Origin of the sequence: Cellulomonas fimi (assembly GCF_028583725.1) — a bacterium.
GTDB lineage: Bacteria > Actinomycetota > Actinomycetes > Actinomycetales > Cellulomonadaceae > Cellulomonas > Cellulomonas fimi_B.
The window spans coordinates 1,734,137-1,755,535 of record NZ_CP110680.1; the positions used below are offsets into that span (position 1 = coordinate 1,734,137).

The window sequence follows — 21,399 nt, forward strand, 5'->3', positions numbered from 1 at the left end:
GGGCGCCGGTGCACCGGCCGGTGGAACGTCCGGGGCGCGGCGTAGGATTGGCACTCGGGCACGGCGAGTGCTACCCGCGGCGACCCGGTCGCGGCGGGTCCGGAGGACGTCGGGGAGGCGAGAGTGAGCGAGGACCGTCGGCTGGACGTGCTGCGCGCGATCGTCGAGGACTACGTCGCGACGCGTGAGCCCGTCGGGTCGCGTGCGCTCGTCGAGCGGCACGCGCTCGGGGTGTCGCCCGCGACGATCCGGAACGACATGGCGGCTCTCGAGGACGCCGGGTACATCGCGCAGCCCCACACGTCGGCGGGCCGCGTCCCGACGGACAAGGGCTACCGGCTGTTCGTCGACCGGCTCACGACGGTCAAGCCGATGTCGGCGGCCGAGCGCCGCGCGATCGGCGAGTTCCTCGACCACGCCGTCGACCTCGACGACGTGGTCGACCGTGCCGTGCGGCTCATCGCGCAGCTCACCGGGCAGGTCGCGGTCGTGCAGTACCCGTCGCTGCGCCGCTCGGCTCTGCGGCACGTCGAGCTCGTGACGGTGGGAGCACGCCACCTGCTCGTCGTGCTCATCACGGACACGGGACGCGTCGAGCAGCGCACCCTGGAGCAGGACCGTGACGTCGACGAGTCCGTCGTCGCGCAGCTGCGAGCGCGCCTCAACGTCGCCGCGACCGGCCGGCGGCTGTCGGAGCTGCCGGACGCGTTCCGCGAGCTGCACGACGCGTTCGCGCCCGAGGACGCGCCGCTGGTCCGACAGGTCGTCGCCGTCGTCGAGGAGACGCTCGCGCAGGAGAGCGAGGAGCGGGTCGTGCTGGCCGGCACGGCGAACCTCGCCCGTGGCGGCGGCGTCGACTTCGCGCACTCGATCGGCCCGGTCCTGGAGGCGCTCGAGGAGCAGGTCGTCCTGCTCCGCCTGCTGTCCGAGATGGCCGAGGACCAGGCCGCCGTCAGCGTGCGGATCGGCCGCGAGACGCAGCACGAGGGCCTGCTGGAGACGAGCTTCGTCACGACTGGCTACGGCGACGAGAGCGGCGCGGTCGTCGCGCGCGTCGGCTCGCTCGGCCCGCTGCGCATGGACTACCCCGGGACGATGACCGCCGTGCGCGCCGTCGCCCGCTACCTGACCCGCATCCTCGCCGGATGAGCCCGCTGCGGCGTCCCCGGCCCGTCCCCACCGCCTGCCTGAGCACAGGAAGCGAGCGCACCCGAACGTGACCGACTACTACGAGATCCTCGGCGTCCCGCGAGACGCGTCCCCGGAGCAGATCAAGAAGGCGTACCGCAAGCTCGCGCGCGAGCACCACCCCGACGTCGCCGGCAGCGACTCGGCGTCCGAGGAGCGGTTCAAGGACGTCTCGCGCGCGTACGACGTGCTCTCCAACCCCGAGAAGCGCCGCGCGTACGACCTGGGTGCGGACCCGGCGTCGCCGGGCGGCGGCATGGGCGGGGGCTTCGGCTTCCAGGACATCTTCGAGACGTTCTTCGGCGCGGCCGCGGGTGCGGGCGCGCAGCGTGGGCCGATCCCGCGCGCGCGTCGCGGCCAGGACGCGCTCGTGCGGCTGGACCTCGACCTCACCGAGGTGACGTTCGGCGCCCACAAGGAGGTGCCGGTCGACACGGCCGTGCTGTGCCCGACGTGCGGCGGCTCGTGCTGCCGTCCGGGCACGTCACCCCGCACGTGCGAGGTGTGCCACGGCCGCGGGTCGGTGCAGCGGGTCGCGCGCTCGTTCCTCGGTCAGGTCATGACGACGCAGCCGTGCGCCGCGTGCCACGGCTTCGGCACGGTCATCCCGGAGCCGTGCCCCGAGTGCTCGGGCGAGGGCCGGGTGCGCTCGCGCCGCACGCTCGGCGTGGACGTGCCCGCGGGCGTCGACACCGGCACGCGCATCAAGCTCACGGGCCAGGGCGAGGTCGGCCCGGGCGGCGGCCCTGCCGGCGACGTCTACCTCGAGGTGCACGAGCGCAAGCACGACACGTTCGTGCGCCGCGGCGACGACCTGCACGCGACGCTCCAGGTCCCGATGACCGCGGCCGCGCTCGGGACGACGCTGCAGCTCGACACCCTGGACGGCGAGCGCGAGGTCGACCTGCGCCCGGGCACGCAGCCCGCCCAGGTCGTGACGCTCAAGGGCCTCGGAGTCGGCCACCTGCACACCGGCGGCCGCGGCGACCTGCACGTGCACGTCGAGGTGCAGGTCCCCACGGCGCTCGACGACGAGCAGGTCGAGCTGCTCCGCCGCCTCTCGGTCCTGCGCGGCGAGGAGCGCCCGGAGTCGCGGCTCGCGAGCGCGAGCAGCGGCGTCTTCGCGAAGCTGCGCGACAAGCTCTCGGGCCGCTGACGTGAGCGCACCCGTCTTCCTCGCGGAGCCGGGGACGCTCGCCGGTGTGGCCGCGGGGGGCACGTACCTGCTCGACGGGTCCGAGGGCCGCCACGCCGGTGTCGTGCAGCGGCGCGGGCCGGGGGAGCGGGTCGACGTGGTCGACGGCGCCGGGGTCCGCCTGGTCGGGGTCGTCGAGTCCGTCGGTGGCGAGGGCGTGCACCTGCGCGTCGAGGACGTGGTCGTCGAGCCCGCGCCCGGCGTCGCGCTCGTGCTGGTGCAGGCGCTCGCGAAGGGCGACCGCGACGAGATGGCGATCGAGGCCGCGACCGAGGTCGGCGCCGACGGCGTCCTGCCCTGGCAGGCGGACCGGTCGATCGTCGTGTGGCGCGGTGAGCGGGCCGCGAAGAGCCGCGCACGGTGGCTCGGCACGGTCCGGGCGGCCGCGAAGCAGGCGCGTCGTGCCCGCGTGCCCGACGTCGGCACGGCCGTCGACTCCCGTGCGCTCGCGCAGCGCGTGCGTGCGGCCGTCGACGCCGGGGGAGCCGCGCTCGTGCTGCACGAGGAGGCCACGCTCCCGATCGCGGACGTCCCGCTCCCGGACGCCGCGACGGCCGCGCGCGAGTGCCTGGTCGTCGTCGGTCCCGAGGGCGGCATCGGCGACGACGAGCTCGCCCGCCTCGTCGACGCGGGCGCGGTCGCCGTCCGCCTCGGCCCGCACGTGCTGCGCACGTCGACCGCGGGCCCGGTCGCCCTCGCGATCCTCGCGCAGCGCCTCGGCCGCTGGTTCTAGGCGCTCGTCAGCGCACGTCCACCCCCGCCTCGGCGACCGCCGCGCGGCCCGCCTCGAGGCGGGCGACCGGGACACGGAACGGGGAGCACGAGACGTAGTCGAGGCCCGCGTCGTGGAAGAAGCGGATCGACTCGGGGTCGCCGCCGTGCTCGCCGCACACGCCGAGCGTGAGGTCCGGCTTGGCGGCGCGGCCCTGCTCGACGGCGATCTGGACGAGCCGCCCGACGCCGAGCGCGTCGATCGTCTCGAACGGCGACACGGTGAGGACGCCGTTGTCGGTGTACTGCGCGAAGAACGCGCCCTCGACGTCGTCGCGTGAGAAGCCCCACGTGGTCTGCGTGAGGTCGTTGGTGCCGAACGAGAAGAACGCGGCCTCCTGGGCGATGCGGTCGGCGGTGAGCGCGGCGCGGGGGAGCTCGATCATGACGCCGACGGGCAGGTCGAGGTCGACGCCCCGCTCGGCGCCGACCTCGGCCATGATCGTCTGCGCCTCGTCCTTGACGAGCCGCAGCTCCTGCACCGACCCGACGAGCGGCACCATGATCTCGGCGCGCGGGTCGCCGCCCGCGTTCCGGCGCTCGACGACGGCCTCGCAGATCGCGCGGATCTGGAGTGCGAACAGGCCGGGCACGACGAGGCCGAGCCGGACGCCGCGCAGGCCGAGCATCGGGTTCGCCTCGTGCATGCGGCGCACGGCGGCGAGGAGCCGTTCGTCCGCCTCCGCGGACTCGCCGCGCTCGTGCGCGAGCGCGACGCGCACCGACAGGTCGGTGAGGTCGGGCAGGAACTCGTGCAGCGGCGGGTCGAGCAGGCGGATCGTCGTGGGCAGCCCGTCCATCTCGCGCAGCAGGCCGACGAAGTCCTCGCGCTGGAGGGGCAGCAGGGCGTCGAGGGCGGCCTGCCGTTCGTCGTCGTCGGCGGCGAGGACGACGCGCTCGACGAGCACCCGGCGCTCGCCGAGGAACTGGTGCTCGGTGCGGCACAGCCCGACGCCCTGCGCGCCGAGCCGCCGGGCGCGCGCCGCGTCGGCGGCGGTGTCGGCGTTGGCGTGGACGTGCAGGCGGCGGACCGCGTCGGCGTGCGTGAGGAGCCGGTCGACGGACCGGACGAGCTCGCGCGTGTCGTCGTCGGGCGCGTGGTCGAGCGCCGCGCCGAGGCCCTCCTCGAGGTAGCGGCTCACGGGCGACGGCTCGACGGGCACCTGGCCGAGGAACACCTCGCCCGTGCCGCCGTCGATCGCGACCGTGTCGCCCTCGTGCACGACGTGCCCGTCGACACGGAACGAGCGCGCCACGAGGTCGATGTCGACGGCCTCGGCACCGACCACGCACGTGCGGCCCATGCCGCGCGCGACGACCGCCGCGTGCGACGTCTTGCCGCCGCGCGCGGTGAGCACGCCGACGGCCGCGATCATGCCGCCGAGGTCGTCGGGGTTGGTCTCGCGCCGCACGAGCACGACGTCCTCGCCCGCGGCCGCACGCTGCTGCGCGGTCGCCGAGTCGAAGACCGCCGCGCCGACGGCCGCGCCCGGCGACGCGGCCATCCCGCGCGCGAGCAGCGTCCGGTCGGACGACGCCGCGAACTGCGGGAACAGCAGCTGCGACAGCTGCGCCCCCGAGACGCGCGCGAGGGCCTCGTCGAGCGTGATGAGGTGCTCGTCGACGAGCTGCGTCGCGATCCGGAACGCCGCGGGCGCGGTCCGCTTGCCGACACGGGTCTGGAGCATCCAGAGCTTCCCGCGCTCGATCGTGAACTCGATGTCGCACAGGTCGCGGTAGTGCGTCTCGAGCTGGCGCATCGCCCGGCGGAGCTGCGCGTACGCGTCGGGGTCGCGCTCGGCGAGGTCGTCGAGCGAGAGGGTGTTGCGGATGCCCGCGACGACGTCCTCGCCCTGCGCGTTCGCGAGGTAGTCGCCGTAGTTGCCCGTCTTGCCGGTCGCGGGGTCGCGCGTGAAGGCGACGCCCGTGCCCGACGTCGGGCCGAGGTTGCCGAACACCATCGGCACGACGTTGACGGCCGTGCCGAGGTCGTCGGGGATGCGCTCCTTGCGGCGGTACAGCCGCGCGCGCTCGGTGTTCCACGAGCCGAGCACCGCGACGATCGCGAGGTCGAGCTGCTCGCGCGGGTCCTGCGGGAACGGCTTCCCGGTCTGCGCGCGCACGATCTCCTGGAACGTGCCGACGAGCTCGTGCAGCGCGTCGGCGTCGAGGTCGACGTCCGACGTCACACCGCGCGCGGCCTTCGCCGCGTCGAGCGCGTCGGAGAACAGGGCGCCGTCGATGTCGAGCACCGTGCGGCCGAACATCTGCACGAGCCGGCGGTAGGAGTCCCACGCGAAGCGCTCGTCGCCGCTGAACCGCGCGAGGCCGTGCACCGTCGTGTCGTTGAGGCCGACGTCGAGGACCGTCTCCATCATCCCGGGCATCGAGAACTTGGCCCCCGACCGCACCGACACCAGCAGCGGGTCGTCCGGGTCGCCGAACCGGCGCCCGAGCGTGTCCTCCATCTGCCGCAGCGCCGTCGTCACCTCGACCGCGAGCTCGCGCGGCACGGCGCCCGTGCGCATGTACGCGCGGCACGCCTCGGTGGTGATCGTGAAGCCGGGCGGCACCGGGAGCCCCAGCCGGGTCATCTCGGCGAGGTTCGCGCCCTTGCCGCCCAGGAGGTCCTTCTGGTCCTTGTCGCCCTGCGTGAAGTCCCACACGTACGTCGCCACGGCGCACCTCCGCGTGCGGCCGGGCGCCCTCACCCGGCCTCCCACCGGCCAGTCTGTCCCCGTCCACGGGCTCCGCGCAGTACCAAGGTCCCGGGCGGCTGTCGGGATTGCGCTCGGCAGACGTGTCGGGGGCGTCGGTAGACTGGGACGACCATCGACACGCGTGCGACGCGCCCGACGCGCCCCGCGACCGCCACCGAAGGAGCGCACGGCGCACGCCGACCCATGACGCAGCCCCACACTGATCCCCGCCCGGCCGGTGCGCACGCCCGTGTCGAGCACCGCATCACCGTCCCGGCGGACGTCTCGATGGTCGAGCTGCTGGGCCTGCGCGACGAGGTCCTGCGCGCGATCGAGTCCGGCTTCACCACCGTCGACGTGCACGTGCGCGGCAACGAGGTCACGCTCACCGGTCCCGCGGGTGACGTCGCCCTCGTCGCCCGGCTCGTCGACGAGCTCGTCGAGATGGCCGCCGCCGGCACGCCGCTCACGCCCGACGTCGTCTCGCGGTCGGTGACGATGCTCGCCGCGGGCTCGACGGCCCGGCCCGCCGACGTCCTGACGTTCAACATCCTCACCGCGCGCGGCCGCACCATCCGGCCGAAGACCGCGGGCCAGAAGGAGTACGTCGACGCGATCGACCGGCACACCGTCACGTTCGGGATCGGTCCCGCCGGCACCGGCAAGACGTACCTCGCGATGGCCAAGGCCGTGCAGGCGCTGCAGGCCCGCCAGGTCAACCGGATCGTGCTCACGCGCCCCGCGGTCGAGGCGGGGGAGCGGCTCGGGTTCCTGCCCGGCACGCTGTCCGAGAAGATCGACCCCTACCTGCGCCCGCTGTACGACGCGCTGCACGACATGGTCGACCCCGAGTCGATCCCGCGGCTCATGGAGGCCGGCACGGTCGAGGTCGCGCCGCTCGCCTACATGCGCGGCCGCACCCTCAACGACTCGTTCATCATCCTCGACGAGGCGCAGAACACCTCCGTCGAGCAGATGAAGATGTTCCTCACGCGGCTCGGGTTCGGCTCGCGCGTCGTCGTCACCGGCGACGTCACGCAGGTCGACCTGCCGTCGAACACCACGTCGGGTCTGCGCGTCGTCGAGAACATCCTCGACGGCGTCGACGACGTCGCGTTCTGCCGCCTGTCGTCCGCCGACGTGGTCCGGCACCGGCTCGTGAGCGACATCATCGACGCGTACGCGCGCTGGGACAGGAGCGGCACCCGATGAGCATCGAGGTCAACAACGAGTCCGGCTTCGACGTCGACGAGGCCGAGTTCGCCGCGCTCGCGCGGTTCGTGCTCGACGCGATGCACGTGCACCCCCAGACCGAGATGTCGATCATGCTCGTCGGCACCGACGTCATGACGGACCTGCACGTCAAGTGGATGGACGAGCCCGGCCCGACCGACGTGCTGTCCTTCCCGATGGACGAGCTGCGCCCCGGGCGCGAGGGCGAGCCGACCCCGGCCGGCCTGCTCGGTGACGTCGTGCTGTGCCCCGAGGTCGCCGCGCAGCAGGCGCGCGCCGCGGGCCACTCCACGGCCGAGGAGCTGCTGCTGCTCACGACGCACGGCATCCTCCACCTGCTGGGCTACGACCACGTCGAGCCGGAGGAGGAGAAGGAGATGTTCGCGCTCCAGCGACGCCTCCTGCTCACGTTCCTGGCCGGTCGATGACCGACGTCCCCGTCGGGCTGCTCGTCGCGCTCGCGGTGCTCGGCATCGCGTTCGCGGCGGCGATGTCGGCGGGCGAGGTCGCCGTCACGCGCGTCTCGCGCGCCACGGTGACAGACCTCGTCGCCGAGCAGCACCCCGCCGCCGCCCGCGTCATGCGGCTCGAGGAGCACGCGCTGCGCGTCGCCGCCGCCGCGTCGTTCGTCAGGCTGCTCGCGGAGATGACCGCGACCGTCTGCCTCACGCTCGTCGTGTCGTCGGGCTCGCTGCCGTGGTGGGCCGTCCTGCTGATCACGGTCGGCCTGGTCGCCGTCGTCGCGTTCCTGCTCGTGCGCGTCAGCCCCCGCAGCATCGGCCGCTCGCACCCCGTGCGCACCCTCACCGTCCTGTCCCGCCCGCTGCTCGGCGTCACGACCGCGTTCGGCGGGCTCGGCCGTGCCGCGTCGTACGCGGGGCCCGCGCAGGACGAGGAGGAGCTGCGCGAGATGGTGCAGCGCGTGAGCGAGTCCGAGGCGATCGAGGACGAGGAGCGCGAGATGTTCCGCTCCGTGCTCGAGCTCGGCGACACGCTGACCCGCGAGGTCATGGTCCCGCGCACCGACATGGTGACGACCCACGCGGACACGCCCGTGTTCAAGGTCCTCGCGCTGCTGCGCCGGTCCGGCTACTCGCGCGTGCCCGTCGTCGGCGAGTCGGTGGACGACCTGCGCGGCGTGCTGTACCTCAAGGACGTGGTCCGACGGCTGAGGCTCGCTCCCGGGGTCGACGACCCCGACGCCGACGCGCTCCTCGCCGCGCCCGCGCACTCGCTCGCCCGGCCCGCGGTGTTCGTGCCCGAGTCGAAGCCCGTCGACGAGCTGCTGCGCGAGCTGCAGGACGGCTCGTCGCACATGGCCATGGTCGTCGACGAGTACGGCGGCATCGCCGGGCTCGTCACCATCGAGGACGCGCTCGAGGAGATCGTCGGCGAGCTCACGGACGAGCACGACCCGACCGCGCCCGAGGTCGAGGACCTCGGCGACGGCGTCTACCGGGTGCCCGCACGGCTCGGCCGCGACGAGGTCGGCGAGCTGTTCGGCCTCGACGTCGAGGACGAGGACGTCGACACCGTCGGAGGGCTGCTCGCGAAGGCCCTCGGCAAGGTCCCGCTCCCCGGCTCCACCGGGGACATCCACGGCCTGCACCTCGTCGCCGAGCACGCTCAGGGGAGGCGACGCACGCTCTCCACCGTGCTCGTGAGCCTCGCGACCCCCGACGACCCACCGACGACCACGCCCGCCGAGGGCGTCCCGACCGACCAGCACGGAGCCGCACGATGACCTTCCGCTCAGGATTCGCCTGCTTCGTCGGCCGGCCCAACGCCGGGAAGTCGACGCTCACCAACGCGCTCGTCGGGCAGAAGGTCGCGATCACGTCCGGACGCCCGCAGACCACCCGGCACGCCGTGCGGGGCATCGTGCACCGGCCCGACGCGCAGCTCGTCCTCGTCGACACCCCTGGCCTGCACCGGCCGCGCACGCTGCTCGGCGAGCGGCTCAACGACCTCGTCAAGGACACGCTCACCGAGGTCGACGTCGTCGGCTTCTGCCTGCCCGCGGACCAGCGCGTCGGTCCCGGCGACCGGTTCATCGCCGACCAGCTCGCCGAGCTCGCGCGCGACGGCCGCGGCACGCCCGTCGTCGCGATCGTCACGAAGGCGGACACCGTCGGCAAGGGCCGGCTCGCGGAGCACCTGCTCGCGGTGCAGAACCTCGGCGAGTGGGCCGACATCGTGCCCGTCTCCGCGGTGTCCGGCTACCAGGTGAAGGTCCTCGAGGACGTGCTCGTCGGTCACCTGCACGAGGGGCCGGCGCTCTACCCCGAGGGCGAGCTCACCGACGAGCCCGACAACGTCATGGTCGCCGAGCTCGTCCGCGAGGCCGCGCTCGAGGGCGTGCGCGACGAGCTGCCGCACTCGCTCGCGGTCGTCGTCGACGAGATCGTGCCGCGCGAGACCACGTCGCCCGACGCCACGCCCATGCTCGACGTGCGCGTGCACCTGTTCGTCGAGCGCGACAGCCAGAAGGCCATCGTCATCGGCAAGGGCGGTGCGCGCCTGCGCGACGTCGGCAGCCAGGCACGCCGCGGCATCGAGGCGCTGCTCGGCGCGCGCGTGTTCCTCGACCTGCACGTCAAGGTCGCGAAGGACTGGCAGCGCGACCCCAAGCAGCTCGGGCGGCTGGGGTTCTGATGCTCCGTCCCGGGTTCCGCGACCGGCGCACCCTGCCGCACGAACGGCGGGGCGGGTCGCCGTACCGCGTCGTCGCGAGCACGGCGCTCGGGATCGTCGTGCTCGCGGTGCTCGGCGCCGTCATGGGCCCGCAGTGGGACCCCGTCCCGCTCGCCGACCCGATCGCCGTCGAGACCACCGACACCGCGATCGGCGGTGCGCCCGCGCTGCGGACCTACGACGTCGCGACCAGCACGGTCACCGTGCGGCTCGACGGCGCGGCCGTCCAGGCGCAGATCAGCGTGCCCGTCGGGCTCGACGAGCCCGCGCCCGGCGTGGTGTTCGTGCACGGCGCGGGCACCGGGAAGTTCGCGCGCGCGTTCGTCGAGCAGGCGCACGCGCTCGCGGCGTCCGGCATCGTCGCGATGGTCCCCGACAAGCGGCTCGACACCTACACGACCCGGCACCGCGACTACGTGCAGATGGCGGCCGACTACGACGCGTCGGTCGAGGTGCTGCGGCGGCATGCCGACGTCGACCCCGACCGGGTCGGCGTGTACGCCGAGAGCGAGGGTGGCTGGATCGCCCCGGTCATGGCCGCCGAGGACCCGCGGCTCGCGTTCGTCGTGCTCGTGTCGTCGCCCGTCGTGCCGCCGCGTGAGCAGGCCGCGTTCGCGGTCGACTCCTACCTGCGCAACACCGGCGTGCCGCACGGCGTGTTCCGCGCGATCCCGCGCGCGGTGGGCATGTCCCTGCCCGGCGGCGGCTTCGAGTACGCCGACTTCGACGTCACGCCGTTCCAGCGCCAGATGCGCCAGCCCGTGCTCGTCGTGTACGGCACCGGCGACGCGTCCATGCCCACCGTGCAGGGCGCCGAGCAGATCATCCGCGACACCGCGATCGCCGGGAACGGCGACGTGACGGTCCGGTACTACGAGGGCGCCAACCACGGGATCCGGGTGCACGGCGACGTGTCGCAGCAGTTCCTCGGCGACCTGTCGGGATGGGTGCTCGGGCTGCCCGCGACGGCCAGCAGCGAGCCGCGGATCGCGGGCGCGCAGCCCGTGCAGACGTACGTGGCGGCGCCGGTGCCGGAGCCGTGGTGGCTGCGCGACGGCGACGTCGTGCTCGGCACCGTCGCGGTCGCGGCCGGCCTGATCGTGCTCGCGCCGCTCGCGGTCGGGGGAGCGCGCACCGTCGAGGCCGTCCGTGCGCGCACGCACCGCCGGCGCGCGGTGCCGGCCGACGACGCGCCGCCCGCGGTGGTCCGACGCCCCGCGCGGTTCGGCCCCGGTGTGGCACCGCGGCTCGCGGTGCTCGGCGGCGGGACGGTGCTCACCGTCGTCGCGCTCGTCGTCTACCTCGTGGCGGTCGCACGGCTCGCGCTCGACTACGAGCGCAACGACTGGGTCGTGCAGGGCGGGTGGCTGCTCGTGCGGCTGCTCGGGGTCGGCGTCGTCGTCGCCGCCGTGCTGCTCGCGCGTCGCGTGCACCGGCTCGGCGTCGCGCACGCGCCCGTCGTCGGCGGGGTCGTGCGCGTCGTGGCGGGCTGGGCGGTCGTCGTCGGGTCGGCCGTGCTGCTCGTCGTCCTGGCGTACTGGGGCGTGTTCCAGCTGGGCATCTGACCGCCGGTCGGTCCCCGTTTGTGTGGGACCGGCCCTGGTGAGGCACCATATGCGCGGCGCCCCAAGGCGTCGTCCGGACCGAGGAGGGGGCTGCGTGCGCACGTCCTGGGGATCGGCGACCGACCGAGGCCTCGTCCGCGAGGTCAACGAGGACGCGCTGCTCGCGTACCCGCCCGTGTTCCTCGTCGCCGACGGCATGGGCGGGCACGACGCGGGCGACCTCGCGAGCCGGATCGCGGTCGAGGAGTTCGCGCAGCTCGCGGGCCAGCTCGCCGCGACCGCCGACGACGTGCACGCGTGCTTCACGCGCACGGCGGCCCGCATCCGCGGCGAGTTCACGGGCGGCCGGCGCGGCGGCACGACCGTCGCCGGGGTCGCCGTCACCGAGCACGAGGGCGGGTCGTACTGGCTCGTCTTCAACGTCGGCGACTCGCGCGTCTACCGCTGGTCCGACGGCGTGCTCGAGCAGGTGAGCGTCGACCACTCCGTCGTGCAGGAGCTCATCGACCTCGGCGAGATCACCGTCGCCGACGCGGAGCGCCACCCCGAGCGGCACGTCCTCACGCGCGCGCTCGGCACCGGCGAGCCGCCCGAGCCCGACTACTGGCTGCTCCCCGCGGGACTCACCGACCGCCTGCTCATCTGCACCGACGGCCTCACGCGCGAGCTCCACGACGACGACCTCGCCGCCGTGCTCGCGGCCGTGGGCGACCCGCAGGACGTCGCGACGCAGCTCGTCCAGGCCGCGCTCGACCGCGGCGCGCGCGACAACGTCAGCGCCGTCGTCGTCGACGTCGCGACCGCCGCGGGTGCGCTCGACGACGTCCACATCACCGTGCCGCGCATCGGCGCGGACCTCGCCCCGACCCAGTGGGACGAGATGCTCAACGGGGCGACCGTGCCACGTTCGCCCGCGCGGCCCTCGTCAACCTCCCCCGGGACGTCGGACCATGGAGGCACACTCTCGTCCGAATCCCCGACCGCTCGCGACCAGGAGACCCCGACATGAGCGTGCCCCAGTACAGCGCCGGCGAGTGGACCGCGGTCGTCCGGCCGGGGTTCGTCGCGCTCGTCGGACCGCAGGCCGACGCCGACGTCGCCCGCGCGCTCTGGGACGCCGCGCCGCAGGGCGTGCTCGCCGCGCTCGACGTGCTCGCGCGCGACGGGCTGGCCGCGCTCCCGCCGTTCGCCGTCGCGTCCGTCGACGGCACCCGGGTGCACGTCGCCGTCCGTGGCGACGTCGACGTCGAGGTGACCGCGACCGACGGCGCCGTGCAGGTGCTGCGCGCCGGCGCCGTCCGGACGTGGTCGGAGCAGGTGCTCGATTCCGTGGGCGTGCTCGTCGCGCGCGCGGACGGCGCGCCCGATGCCCCCGCGCTGCCGCTCGTCGAGGGTGTCGCACCCGCCGGGTCCGTGCGCGTGGACGTCGCCGAGGTCGTCGTGCCCGACGTCCCCGCGGTCGAGCCGCAGGCCGAGGAGCCCGCGGAGGCGGTCGAGGTGGCCGACGACGCCGCTGCTGCGACGCCGTCCGTCGCGGACGAGCCCGTGCCGGCGCCCGCGGAGCCGGCCGCCGAGCCCGCCCCGGTTGCGGCGGAGCCCGTCGCCGACGAGGCCGTGGAGCCGGTCGCCGTCGAGCCGTCCGTCGTCGAGCCGGTCGAGGTCGAGCCCGTCGCGGAGCCCGTCGACCTCACCAAGGAGGCCCCGCGGGCGGAGGTCGCCGACGTCGTCGAGGAGCCCGCCACACCCGTCGACGACGCGTGGGAGCACACCGTCCGCGCGCCCGTGTCGGCGTCGTACCCGCTCGAGCCGCCGACGACGGAACCGCGCTACGACGTGGTCGCCGCCGCCGAGCAGTTCCTCGAGCAGCACTCGCAGCGGCCCGGGCTGGTCGACCTCACGCCGGCGCGGCCCCTCGACCAGCCGGCCGTCCCGCCCGCGTCGCCCGACGACCACGACGGCCTGACGATCCTGTCCTCGGACCTCGCCGCGATCCGTGACCAGCTCCCGAGCTGGGCGTCCGACGAGGTGCCCGGGCCGTTCGCCGTGCCCGCGGCCGCGGAGCCCGCGCGGCTCGTGCTGTCGACCGGCCTGGTCGTCACGCTGGACCGCGCGGTGCTGCTCGGGCGCGCGCCGCAGGTCGCGCGCGTCACCAACCGCGAGCTCCCGCGCCTCGTCACGGTGCCGAGCCCGCAGCAGGACATCTCGCGCACGCACGCCGAGGTGCGCGTCGAGGGCGACCACGTCCTCGTCACGGACCTCGACTCCACGAACGGCGTGCACGTCTCCCGGCCGGGCGAGGGCGCGCGCCGCCTGCACCCCGGCGAGCCCAGCGTCGTCGCGACCGACGAGGTCGTCGACCTGGGCGACGGGGTGACGTTCACCGTGGAGCGGGGGTCGTGACCGCACGCCGCGAAGCCTCCGCCCCGCCGCGACTGCCCGGCTACGAGTTCCTCAGGGTCCTCGGGCTGGGCGGTTTCGCGGACGTGTTCCTGTACCAGCAGGAGCTCCCGCGACGTGAGGTCGCGGTCAAGGTGCTGCTCGCGGGCAGCCTCGACGACGAGGTCCGGACCCGGTTCCAGTCCGAGGCCAACCTCATGGCCCAGCTGTCGCACCACCCGTCGATCGTCACGATCTACCAGGCAGCCATCGCCGCCGACGGCCGCCCGTACCTCGTCATGGAGTACTGCTCGCGACCCGGCCTCGCCGAGCGGTACCGGCACGAGCGGATCTCCGTGGCCGAGTCGCTGCGGATCGGCGTCCGCCTCGCGTCGGCCATCGAGACCGCGCACCGCGCGGGCATCCTGCACCGCGACATCAAGCCCGCGAACGTCCTGACGACGGACTTCGGCTGGCCCGCGCTCACCGACTTCGGCATCGCCGCGACGACCGGCCACGGCGCCGGCGCGACGGTCGGCATGTCGATCCCGTGGTCGCCGCCCGAGCTGCTCGGCGAGCACCCGACGGGCGACCAGCGCTCCGACGTGTACTCGCTCGGCGCGACGGTGTACTCGCTGCTCGCGGGCCGGACCCCGTTCGAGATCCCCGGCGGGCAGAACAGCGCGCAGCAGCTCGTCGCGCGCATCGAGCGGTCGCCGCTGCCGCCGACGGGCCGCGACGACGTGCCCGTCGGCCTGCAGCACGTGCTCGAGCGCGCGATGGCGAAGGACCCGGACCGCCGGTTCACGTCCGCGGCCGCGATGGGCCGCGCGCTCCAGGCGGTCGAGTCCGGGCTGCGGCTGCCCGTCACGCCGCTCGACCTGCCCGACGGCGACGAGCCCGCGGAGCCGCCGCTCGTCCTGCCCTCGGCCGAGCCCGAGGACGCGACGCGCGTCCGGTCGGTCGTGACGCTCGACCCGCACGGCGGTCGTGCCGCGCCGGTCACCCCGGTCGCGCCCGACGCCGACGAGCCGACGCGGCTCAGCGGCGTCCACGTCCTGCGCCCGGACGACGCCGCCCCGCGCCCGTCCGCGTTCGTCGTGCCCGACGAGCCCGCGCGCGGGACCGAGGAGGAGCGTCCGACCGCGTCCCGGCGCACGCGCGTGCTGGCGGGCGCCGCGGCCGCCGTCGTGCTGCTCGGCACGGTGTCCGTCGTCGCGTACGCGAACCTCACGGGCGAGCCGCCCCCGCGCACCAGCCCGTCGCAGGACGACCTGACCGGCGACGCCCCTCAGGTGACCGGTCAGGTCGTGCCCGCGCCGCACTCGCTCAAGGGTGTCGCGCAGGCCGACGGCTCCGTGGTGTTCACGTGGGTCAACCCGCTGCCCGCGGAGGGCGACCGCTACCTGTGGGCGGTCCGCACGGCGACGGGCGAGCCGACGCCGCAGCTCGCGGACGCGCCGACCGTGACCGTCCCCGCCGACCAGGCACCGGGCGGGCAGGTCTGCATCGAGGTGTCGATCGTGCGTGCCGACCGGTCGTCGTCGACGCAGCCCGCGCAGGGGTGCACGTCGTGAGCTGGCAGACCGTCCGCAGCCGCGCGACCAAGACGATGGCCGTGGTCACGCTGCCCGCGCTCGTCGCGGTGCTCGCGCTCGTCGACCAGGGCTTCCCGCTCGCGCGCGTCGACCTCAACGACGGCGGCGTGTGGCTGACCAACACGAGCCAGCTCAAGCTCGGCCGGTTCAACGCCCAGGTCGAGGAGCTCGACGCGGGCGTCGTCACCAGCGGCAGCACGTTCGACGTCCAGCAGGACGGCGGCGACGTGCTGCTGCTCGAGCCCTCCGGTTTCTCGGTCGTCGACCCCGCGTCGGTCACGCAGACGACCGCGGTGGCCGCCCCCGGTGCCGACGTGTCGATGGCCGCCGGCACGGTCGCCGTCGCGTCCGGCGGCGACGCGTGGGTGCGTCCCGTCGACCAGCTCGACCGGCTCAACGTCCCGCAGGACCCGGCCGACGTGGAGGTGGGCGAGGGCGGCACGGTCGTCGTGGCGCGCACCGGTGTCGCGCTGGCGGTCGCCGAGGACGGCACCGTCACGCGCGTCGACCTGTCGACGGTCCCCGGCACGACCCCGGCGGGCACGCTGCGCGGCGAGGGCGAGGTCGACGCCGTGACCGCCGTCGGGGACGAGCCCGTCGTCCTGTCGGGGAGCACGGTGCGCACGCTGCACGGGACGGTCGAGCTCGACGGCGAGGACCTCGCGCTGCAGCAGCCCGGCCCGCAGTCGTCGCGCGTGCTGGTGTCCAGCCGCGACGCGCTGCTCGAGGTGCCGCTGGACGGCGGGGACGTCGTCGAGCACCCCACGACGGGCGAGGGCCGGCCGGCCCGGCCGGTCCAGGTCGGGTCGTGTGCGCACGCCGCGTGGGCGACGCCGCTCGGCTCGTACCTCGAGCTCTGCGACGGCGCGAAGCCGCAGGTCCGGGACCTGGAGGACATGTCCGCGCAGGACGTGCTCGTGTTCCGCGTCAACCACGGCATCGTCGTGCTCAACGACACGCTGCGGGGCCGCGTCTGGATGCCTACCCAGGACACCGACCTGCGGACGCCGGACTGGCAGGACGTCGTGCCCGAGGAGGAGCCCGAGGAGTCCGAGGACGAGTCGCAGACCCCGCAGACCACGCAGGAGCTCGTGACCGAGTGCAGCGACTCGTCGGCGTCGCCGGTCGCCGCGGACGACGAGTTCGGCGTGCGACCCGGGCGCACGACGATCCTGCCGGTCGTCGACAACGACTCGTCGTCGGACTGCGGGATCCTCGTCATCTCGTCGGTCGACCCGCTGCCGCCCGAGTTCGGCACGGTCGAGCCGATCTTCGGCGGCCGGTCGCTGCAGGTCGCGGTCGCGCCGGACGCGTCGGGCACCGCCGAGTTCACCTACACCGTCGACGACGGGCGGGGCACGTCGTCGCCCACGACCGCGCGCGTGCGGCTCACCGCGCGCGACGGCTCGCTCGACGACCCGCCGGTGCAGCTGCGGACCGGCTCGCTGCGCGTCGAGGCGGGCGGTGAGGCCGAGCACCAGGTGCTCGCCGACTTCCGCGACCCCGACGGCGACGACCTCGTCCTCGTCGGTGCGACCGCGGACCCGGCGTCGGGCACGGTCCGGTTCCGGCAGGACGGCTCGCTCACGTTCCGGGCCGACGGCGGGCGGCTGGGCCGCACCCCCGTGACGGTGCTGGTGTCGGACGGGAACCACACCGTCGAGGGCACGCTCGAGGTCGACGTGCGGCCCGCCGGGTCGCTCGCGCCGCAGATCGACCCCGTGCACGCCGTGACGTACGTCGGGCAGCCCGTGACGCTGCGGCCGCTCGACGCGGTGCGCAGCTCGTCGCAGGAGGCGCCCCGCCTGGCGAGCGTCGACCAGGTGGTCGGCGCGACCGTCGAGGCCGACCTCACCGCGGGCACGTTCACGTTCTCCGCGCCGCGGGCGCAGACCTACTACGTGCCGTTCGTCGTCACGGCCGCCCCCCAGCAGGCGACCGGGCTCGCCCGCGTCGACGTCCTGGAGTGGCCCGAGCAGGCGCGTCCCCCGGTCGCGGTGCGCGACGTCGCGTACCTGCCCGCGGGCGGCGAGGTGACGGTCGACCCGCTCGAGAACGACTCCGACCCCGCCGGCGGCGTGCTCGTGCTGCAGGACGTCGAGGTGCCCGCGGGGTACGGCCTGCACGCGGCCGTGCTGGAGCACCGGTACGTCCAGATCACCGCGGACCGCACGCTCACCGAGCCGGTGTCGATGCGGTACGTGGTGTCGAACGGCGGCGAGCAGGCCGTCGGCGAGATCGTCGTGCGGCCCGTGGCGGCGACGGGGACGTCGCAGCCACCCGTCGTGCGCAACGTCGAGGCGTCCGTGCGCACCGGGGGTGTGGTGACGATCCCGGTGCTGGACACCGCGTACGACCCCGACGGCGACCGCCTCACGGTCCAGCCGACGTTCGCCGAGCCGCTCGGCGACGGCGAGGGGCTGCTGTTCGTGTCGGGCGACGTCTTGCGGTACCAGGCGCCGTCGTCCCCGATGACGGCGCGCGCGACGTTCGTGGTCCGCGACGAGACGGGCAACGAGACCGCGGCGACGCTCACCGTGCGGGTGCACGCGTCGGACGCCGCCACCAAGGCGCCGCCGCGGCCCCGCGACCTCGAGGCCCGCGTCTTCGCGGGCGACAAGGTCCGCATCGACGTCCCGCTCGTCGGGATCGACGACGACGGCGACGGCGTGACGCTGCTCGGCTTCGCCAAGCCGCCGGAGCGCGGGCGCATCGTCGAGGTCGGCGCGGACTACCTGGTCTACGAGGCCGCGCAGGACGATCTCGGCACGGTGACGTTCAGCTACGCCGTCGAGGACTGGACCGGTCAGCGCGCGGTCGCCGACATCCGCGTCGGCATCGCGAAGCGCCCCACGACCGCGGCCACCGTCGTCGCGCGCGACGACGCCGTGACGGTCGCGCCGGGCCGGACGGTCGAGGTGCGCGTGCTCGCGAACGACGTCGACTCCAGCGGCGGCGACCTGCGGCTGTCGGACGAGCTCGTGACGTCGCCCGCCGACGTCGCCGCCGAGGTCGAGGGGCGGCGCATCATCGTGCGCGCGCCCGAGCGCGACGGGATCCTGCAGATCTCGTACACCGCGACCAACACGCGCGGCGGCAGCGACACCGCCGTGCTCACCGTGACCGTCACGCGCGACGCACCCGTGCTCGCCCCGATCGCCGCGGACGTCGTGGTCCCGCCCGCCGACACGTTCGAGCTGACCGAGGTCGCCGTCAACGTCCTGACCCTCGCGCAGAACCCGAGCGGGCCGCTCAGCGACCTCGAGGTCTCCGTGCCGCGGTCCGTCGCCGACGTCGCGCGCGTCGCCGACGACGGTCGCGTGGTCGTCACCCTCGTCGACCACGCGCAGACGCTCCCGTACCGGCTGACCAACACGACCGACCCCACCGGCCAGGCGGCGTCGTGGGCGTTCATCACCGTGCCGGCCCTCGGGTTCTTCCCGCCGACCCTGCGGCGCGGCGCGCCCGACCTGCGGGTCGCGTCGGGCGAGCTCCTGGAGATCTCCCTCGACGAGCAGATCAAGGTCGCCCCCGGGCGCACCGCTCAGGTCGCCGACCCGCTGGGCGTCACCGCGACCAGGTCCGACGGCAGCGGGCTGGTCAAGGACGAGACGACGCTGCAGTTCCGGTCCGCGCCCGGCTACGCCGGCCCCGCGTCGGTCACGCTCGTCGTCACCGACGCGACGGGTGCGGGCGACTCGTCCGCGCACACCGCGCCGATCACCCTGCTGATCGACGTGTACGCGGTCGACGACCACCCGCCCACGTTCACCCCCTCGATGATCGACGTCGCGCCCGGCGAGGCCGCGTCCGTCGTCGACCTGCGGGCGTTCACGACCGGGCCGTCCGGGCAGGCGGGCACCGCGGAGAAGTACAGCTACCAGCTCACGGGCGCGAGCCCGGTCGGGTTCACCGCGACGGTCGAGAGCGGCATCCTCTACGTCGCCGCGGCCCGCGACACCCCGAAGGGCAAGACCGCGCAGCTGCCGATCCGCATCGGCTACGGCCGGTCGGGCGCGCTCGACCAGACGGTCGACGTGCGCGTGGTCGCGAGCAAGCGTCCGTTCGCGGCGGTGGTCGACCGCACGATCCCCGACGGCAAGGAGGGCGAGGAGCGCCGCGTCGACGTGCTCGACGGCGCGTACAACCCGTTCCCCGGCGAGCCGCTCACTGTGGTCGGCGCGCGCGTCGAGGCGGGCCAGGGGACCGTCGCCGTCGGCGAGGGGTCCGTCGCGCTGCGCCCCGCACAGGGCTTCATCGGCCAGATGGTCGCCGTGGTGCGCGTGCGCGACGCGACCGGTGACCCGGACCGGGAGGTCGAGGGTCGGGTCGTGCTCGTCGTGCGCGGCCGGCCGGCCGTGCCCGTCGCGCCGCGCGTCGGCGAGGTGCGGGACCGGACGGTCGTGCTGTCGTGGGACGCCCCCGACAACCGTGGCGCCGCGATCGAGGAGTACCGCGTCGTCGCCTCCCCGGGCGGGATCACGCGGTCGTGCACGAGCACCACGTGCACGCTCGACAACCTGACGAACGACGTCGAGTACACGTTCACGGTCGCGGCCCGCAACGCCGTCGGCTGGTCCGACCCGAGCGCGCCGTCGGCGCCCGCGCGCCCCGACGCCGTGCCCGACGCGCCGGCCGCGCCGACGCTCGAGTTCGGCGACGGTTCCGTGACGGCCCGGTGGACGCCGCCCGCGTCGCACGGATCACCCGTGTCGAGCTACACCGTGCAGATCTCGCCGTCCCCGCAGAGCGGGCCCGCGAGCGTCTCGACGAGCTCGACGAGCTTCACGTTCGCCGGTCTGCGGAACGGCACCGCGTACACGGTCCAGGTCCGGGCGCACAACCGCGCGCCCGAGCCGGGCCCGTGGTCCCCGTGGTCGACGCCGATGGTGCCCGCGCGCGTCCCGGACGCACCGGTCGTGCAGGCGTTGCCGACGGATACGCGAGCGGGAAGCGTTCTGGACATCTCGTGGACCGCCCCAGCAGACAACGGGGATACGGTCGCGGCCTATGAGGTCACGGTGAAGGGGCCAAACGGCGTGAGCGCGGAGGTCCCCGCTGGGCAACTCCGCTGGACGTTCGACAAGGCGACTACCGGCCATCCATACGAGGTTTCGGTAAGGGCGCGCAACAAGGCCGGATGGGGCGCCGCGGGGTCCACCACTGCCTCCACCTTTGGTCTTCCGAAGGCCCCGGCGTCACTAACCGCGACGTCTCTCGCTGGGCAGGGTGCAGTCCATCTCGCGTGGTCCAGGGCGGACGGCAACGGCGCTCAGATCACCGAGTACGTCGTGATGGTGGATGGCTCCGAGCGCTCGGTCGGAAGTGCCGAGCAGTGGGTCGCCGAAGGGTTGTCGGTCGGAGAGCACTCCTTCCAGGTGCGGGCCGTCAACCAGGCCGGGTCGAGCGGCTGGAGTCCTGGAGCGACGGCGAGAGCAACGACTCCGCCCGGCCAGCCATCCGTGTCCGCGGCTGCGGTCAGCGCGACCGCGGCAGGTGGGCGACCGACGCAACTCACGATCAATTGGAGCGCTGTCTCGGCCAACGGCGGCAGCGAACTTGAGTACCAGTACACGATCGAGGCAGACGGCGGACGTAAGTCCGGAACGGTCACGTCGACAAGCGAGACGATTGACGTCTCCGGGTGGAACTGGCGCTGGCAAGGGAGCCGCGTGACCGTGGCGGTCGTTGCAGTCACGAGGATCGACGGTCGTTCGTTCGCCGGTACGCCGGGTCAGAGCACCACGATCGTCACCTGGGGCGCGGTCCCCGGCAAGGTCGGCGGACTCACGCTCACCCCGAACGACGTCGACGCGCCCACCCAGCTCACCGCGGCGTGGTCGGCGCCCGACTCGGGCGGCCTGTCGGTGACGTACCAGGTCTGCTGGTTCGTCGACGGCAACCCGGTCGGGTGCGACGACGAGAGCGGCACGACCCGCACCCGGCGGATGCGTGACCTCGGCAACCCGCCGAAGGCGGCCGTCGTGGCCGTCGAGGTCACCGCCCGCAACGAGAAGGGCGCCGGCCCGACGTCCAACCGCGTCGAGTACACGGTCCCCTGACCCCTGACCCCCGCACGT

13 protein-coding genes are annotated in these 21,399 nt (G+C 74.5%); 12 read left to right on the forward strand and 1 reads right to left on the reverse strand.

What is annotated here, in order from left to right:
- Positions 1-123 precede the first annotated feature (123 nt).
- From hrcA to OOT42_RS07930, 3 genes are all read left to right on the forward strand, one after another.
- Positions 124-1,149 (forward strand): heat-inducible transcriptional repressor HrcA, encoded by a 1,026-nt coding sequence (gene hrcA, locus OOT42_RS07920; protein ID WP_273654329.1) that lies wholly within the window; start codon positions 124-126, stop codon positions 1,147-1,149.
- A gap of 67 nt (positions 1,150-1,216) precedes the next feature.
- A complete protein-coding gene (gene dnaJ / locus OOT42_RS07925) occupies positions 1,217-2,344 on the forward strand; it encodes a molecular chaperone DnaJ (RefSeq protein WP_273654330.1) in 1,128 nt (375 codons plus the stop codon).
- Position 2,345: 1 nt separating this feature from the next.
- Positions 2,346-3,116 carry a 16S rRNA (uracil(1498)-N(3))-methyltransferase gene (locus OOT42_RS07930; RefSeq protein ID WP_273654331.1) on the forward strand — a complete coding sequence of 257 codons (771 nt, stop codon included), beginning with the start codon at positions 2,346-2,348 and terminating at the stop codon, positions 3,114-3,116.
- A gap of 7 nt (positions 3,117-3,123) precedes the next feature.
- Here the strand turns inward: OOT42_RS07930 and ppdK are convergent, their stop codons facing one another.
- The gene (gene ppdK / locus OOT42_RS07935) at positions 3,124-5,832 is read right to left on the reverse strand and encodes a pyruvate, phosphate dikinase (protein WP_273654332.1); all 2,709 of its coding nucleotides are present in this window, start codon (positions 5,830-5,832) and stop codon (positions 3,124-3,126) included.
- Between the two features lie 225 nt (positions 5,833-6,057).
- On the opposite strand from ppdK, the gene OOT42_RS07940 reads away from it, so the two are divergent.
- The 9 genes from OOT42_RS07940 (at position 6,058) to OOT42_RS07980 (ending at position 21,381) form a co-directional block, all read left to right on the forward strand.
- A complete protein-coding gene (locus OOT42_RS07940) occupies positions 6,058-7,065 on the forward strand; it encodes a PhoH family protein (protein WP_273654333.1) in 1,008 nt (335 codons plus the stop codon).
- On the forward strand, positions 7,062-7,514 hold the full coding sequence (gene ybeY, locus OOT42_RS07945; RefSeq protein WP_124341789.1) for an rRNA maturation RNase YbeY: 453 nt from the start codon (positions 7,062-7,064) through the stop codon (positions 7,512-7,514). The genes OOT42_RS07940 and ybeY overlap by 4 nt, the downstream gene beginning before the upstream one ends.
- Entirely contained in the window at positions 7,511-8,830 is a 1,320-nt protein-coding gene (locus OOT42_RS07950; protein WP_273654334.1) for a hemolysin family protein, read from the forward strand. The genes ybeY and OOT42_RS07950 overlap by 4 nt, the downstream gene beginning before the upstream one ends.
- On the forward strand, positions 8,827-9,741 hold the full coding sequence (gene era, locus OOT42_RS07955) for a GTPase Era (protein WP_273654335.1): 915 nt from the start codon (positions 8,827-8,829) through the stop codon (positions 9,739-9,741). Before OOT42_RS07950 ends, era begins: the two co-directional genes overlap by 4 nt.
- Positions 9,741-11,345 carry an alpha/beta hydrolase family protein gene (locus OOT42_RS07960; RefSeq protein WP_273654336.1) on the forward strand — a complete coding sequence of 535 codons (1,605 nt, stop codon included), beginning with the start codon at positions 9,741-9,743 and terminating at the stop codon, positions 11,343-11,345. The genes era and OOT42_RS07960 overlap by 1 nt, the downstream gene beginning before the upstream one ends.
- Positions 11,346-11,439: 94 nt before the next feature.
- Positions 11,440-12,354, forward strand: a complete 915-nt coding sequence (locus OOT42_RS07965) for a PP2C family protein-serine/threonine phosphatase (protein WP_273654337.1) — start codon at positions 11,440-11,442, stop codon at positions 12,352-12,354.
- A complete protein-coding gene (locus tag OOT42_RS07970) occupies positions 12,351-13,745 on the forward strand; it encodes an FHA domain-containing protein (RefSeq protein ID WP_273654338.1) in 1,395 nt (464 codons plus the stop codon). Before OOT42_RS07965 ends, OOT42_RS07970 begins: the two co-directional genes overlap by 4 nt.
- Positions 13,742-15,298 carry a serine/threonine-protein kinase gene (locus OOT42_RS07975; RefSeq protein ID WP_273654339.1) on the forward strand — a complete coding sequence of 519 codons (1,557 nt, stop codon included), beginning with the start codon at positions 13,742-13,744 and terminating at the stop codon, positions 15,296-15,298. Before OOT42_RS07970 ends, OOT42_RS07975 begins: the two co-directional genes overlap by 4 nt.
- A complete protein-coding gene (locus tag OOT42_RS07980) occupies positions 15,295-21,381 on the forward strand; it encodes an Ig-like domain-containing protein (protein WP_273654340.1) in 6,087 nt (2,028 codons plus the stop codon). Before OOT42_RS07975 ends, OOT42_RS07980 begins: the two co-directional genes overlap by 4 nt.
- The last annotated feature ends 18 nt before the right edge of the window (positions 21,382-21,399 follow it).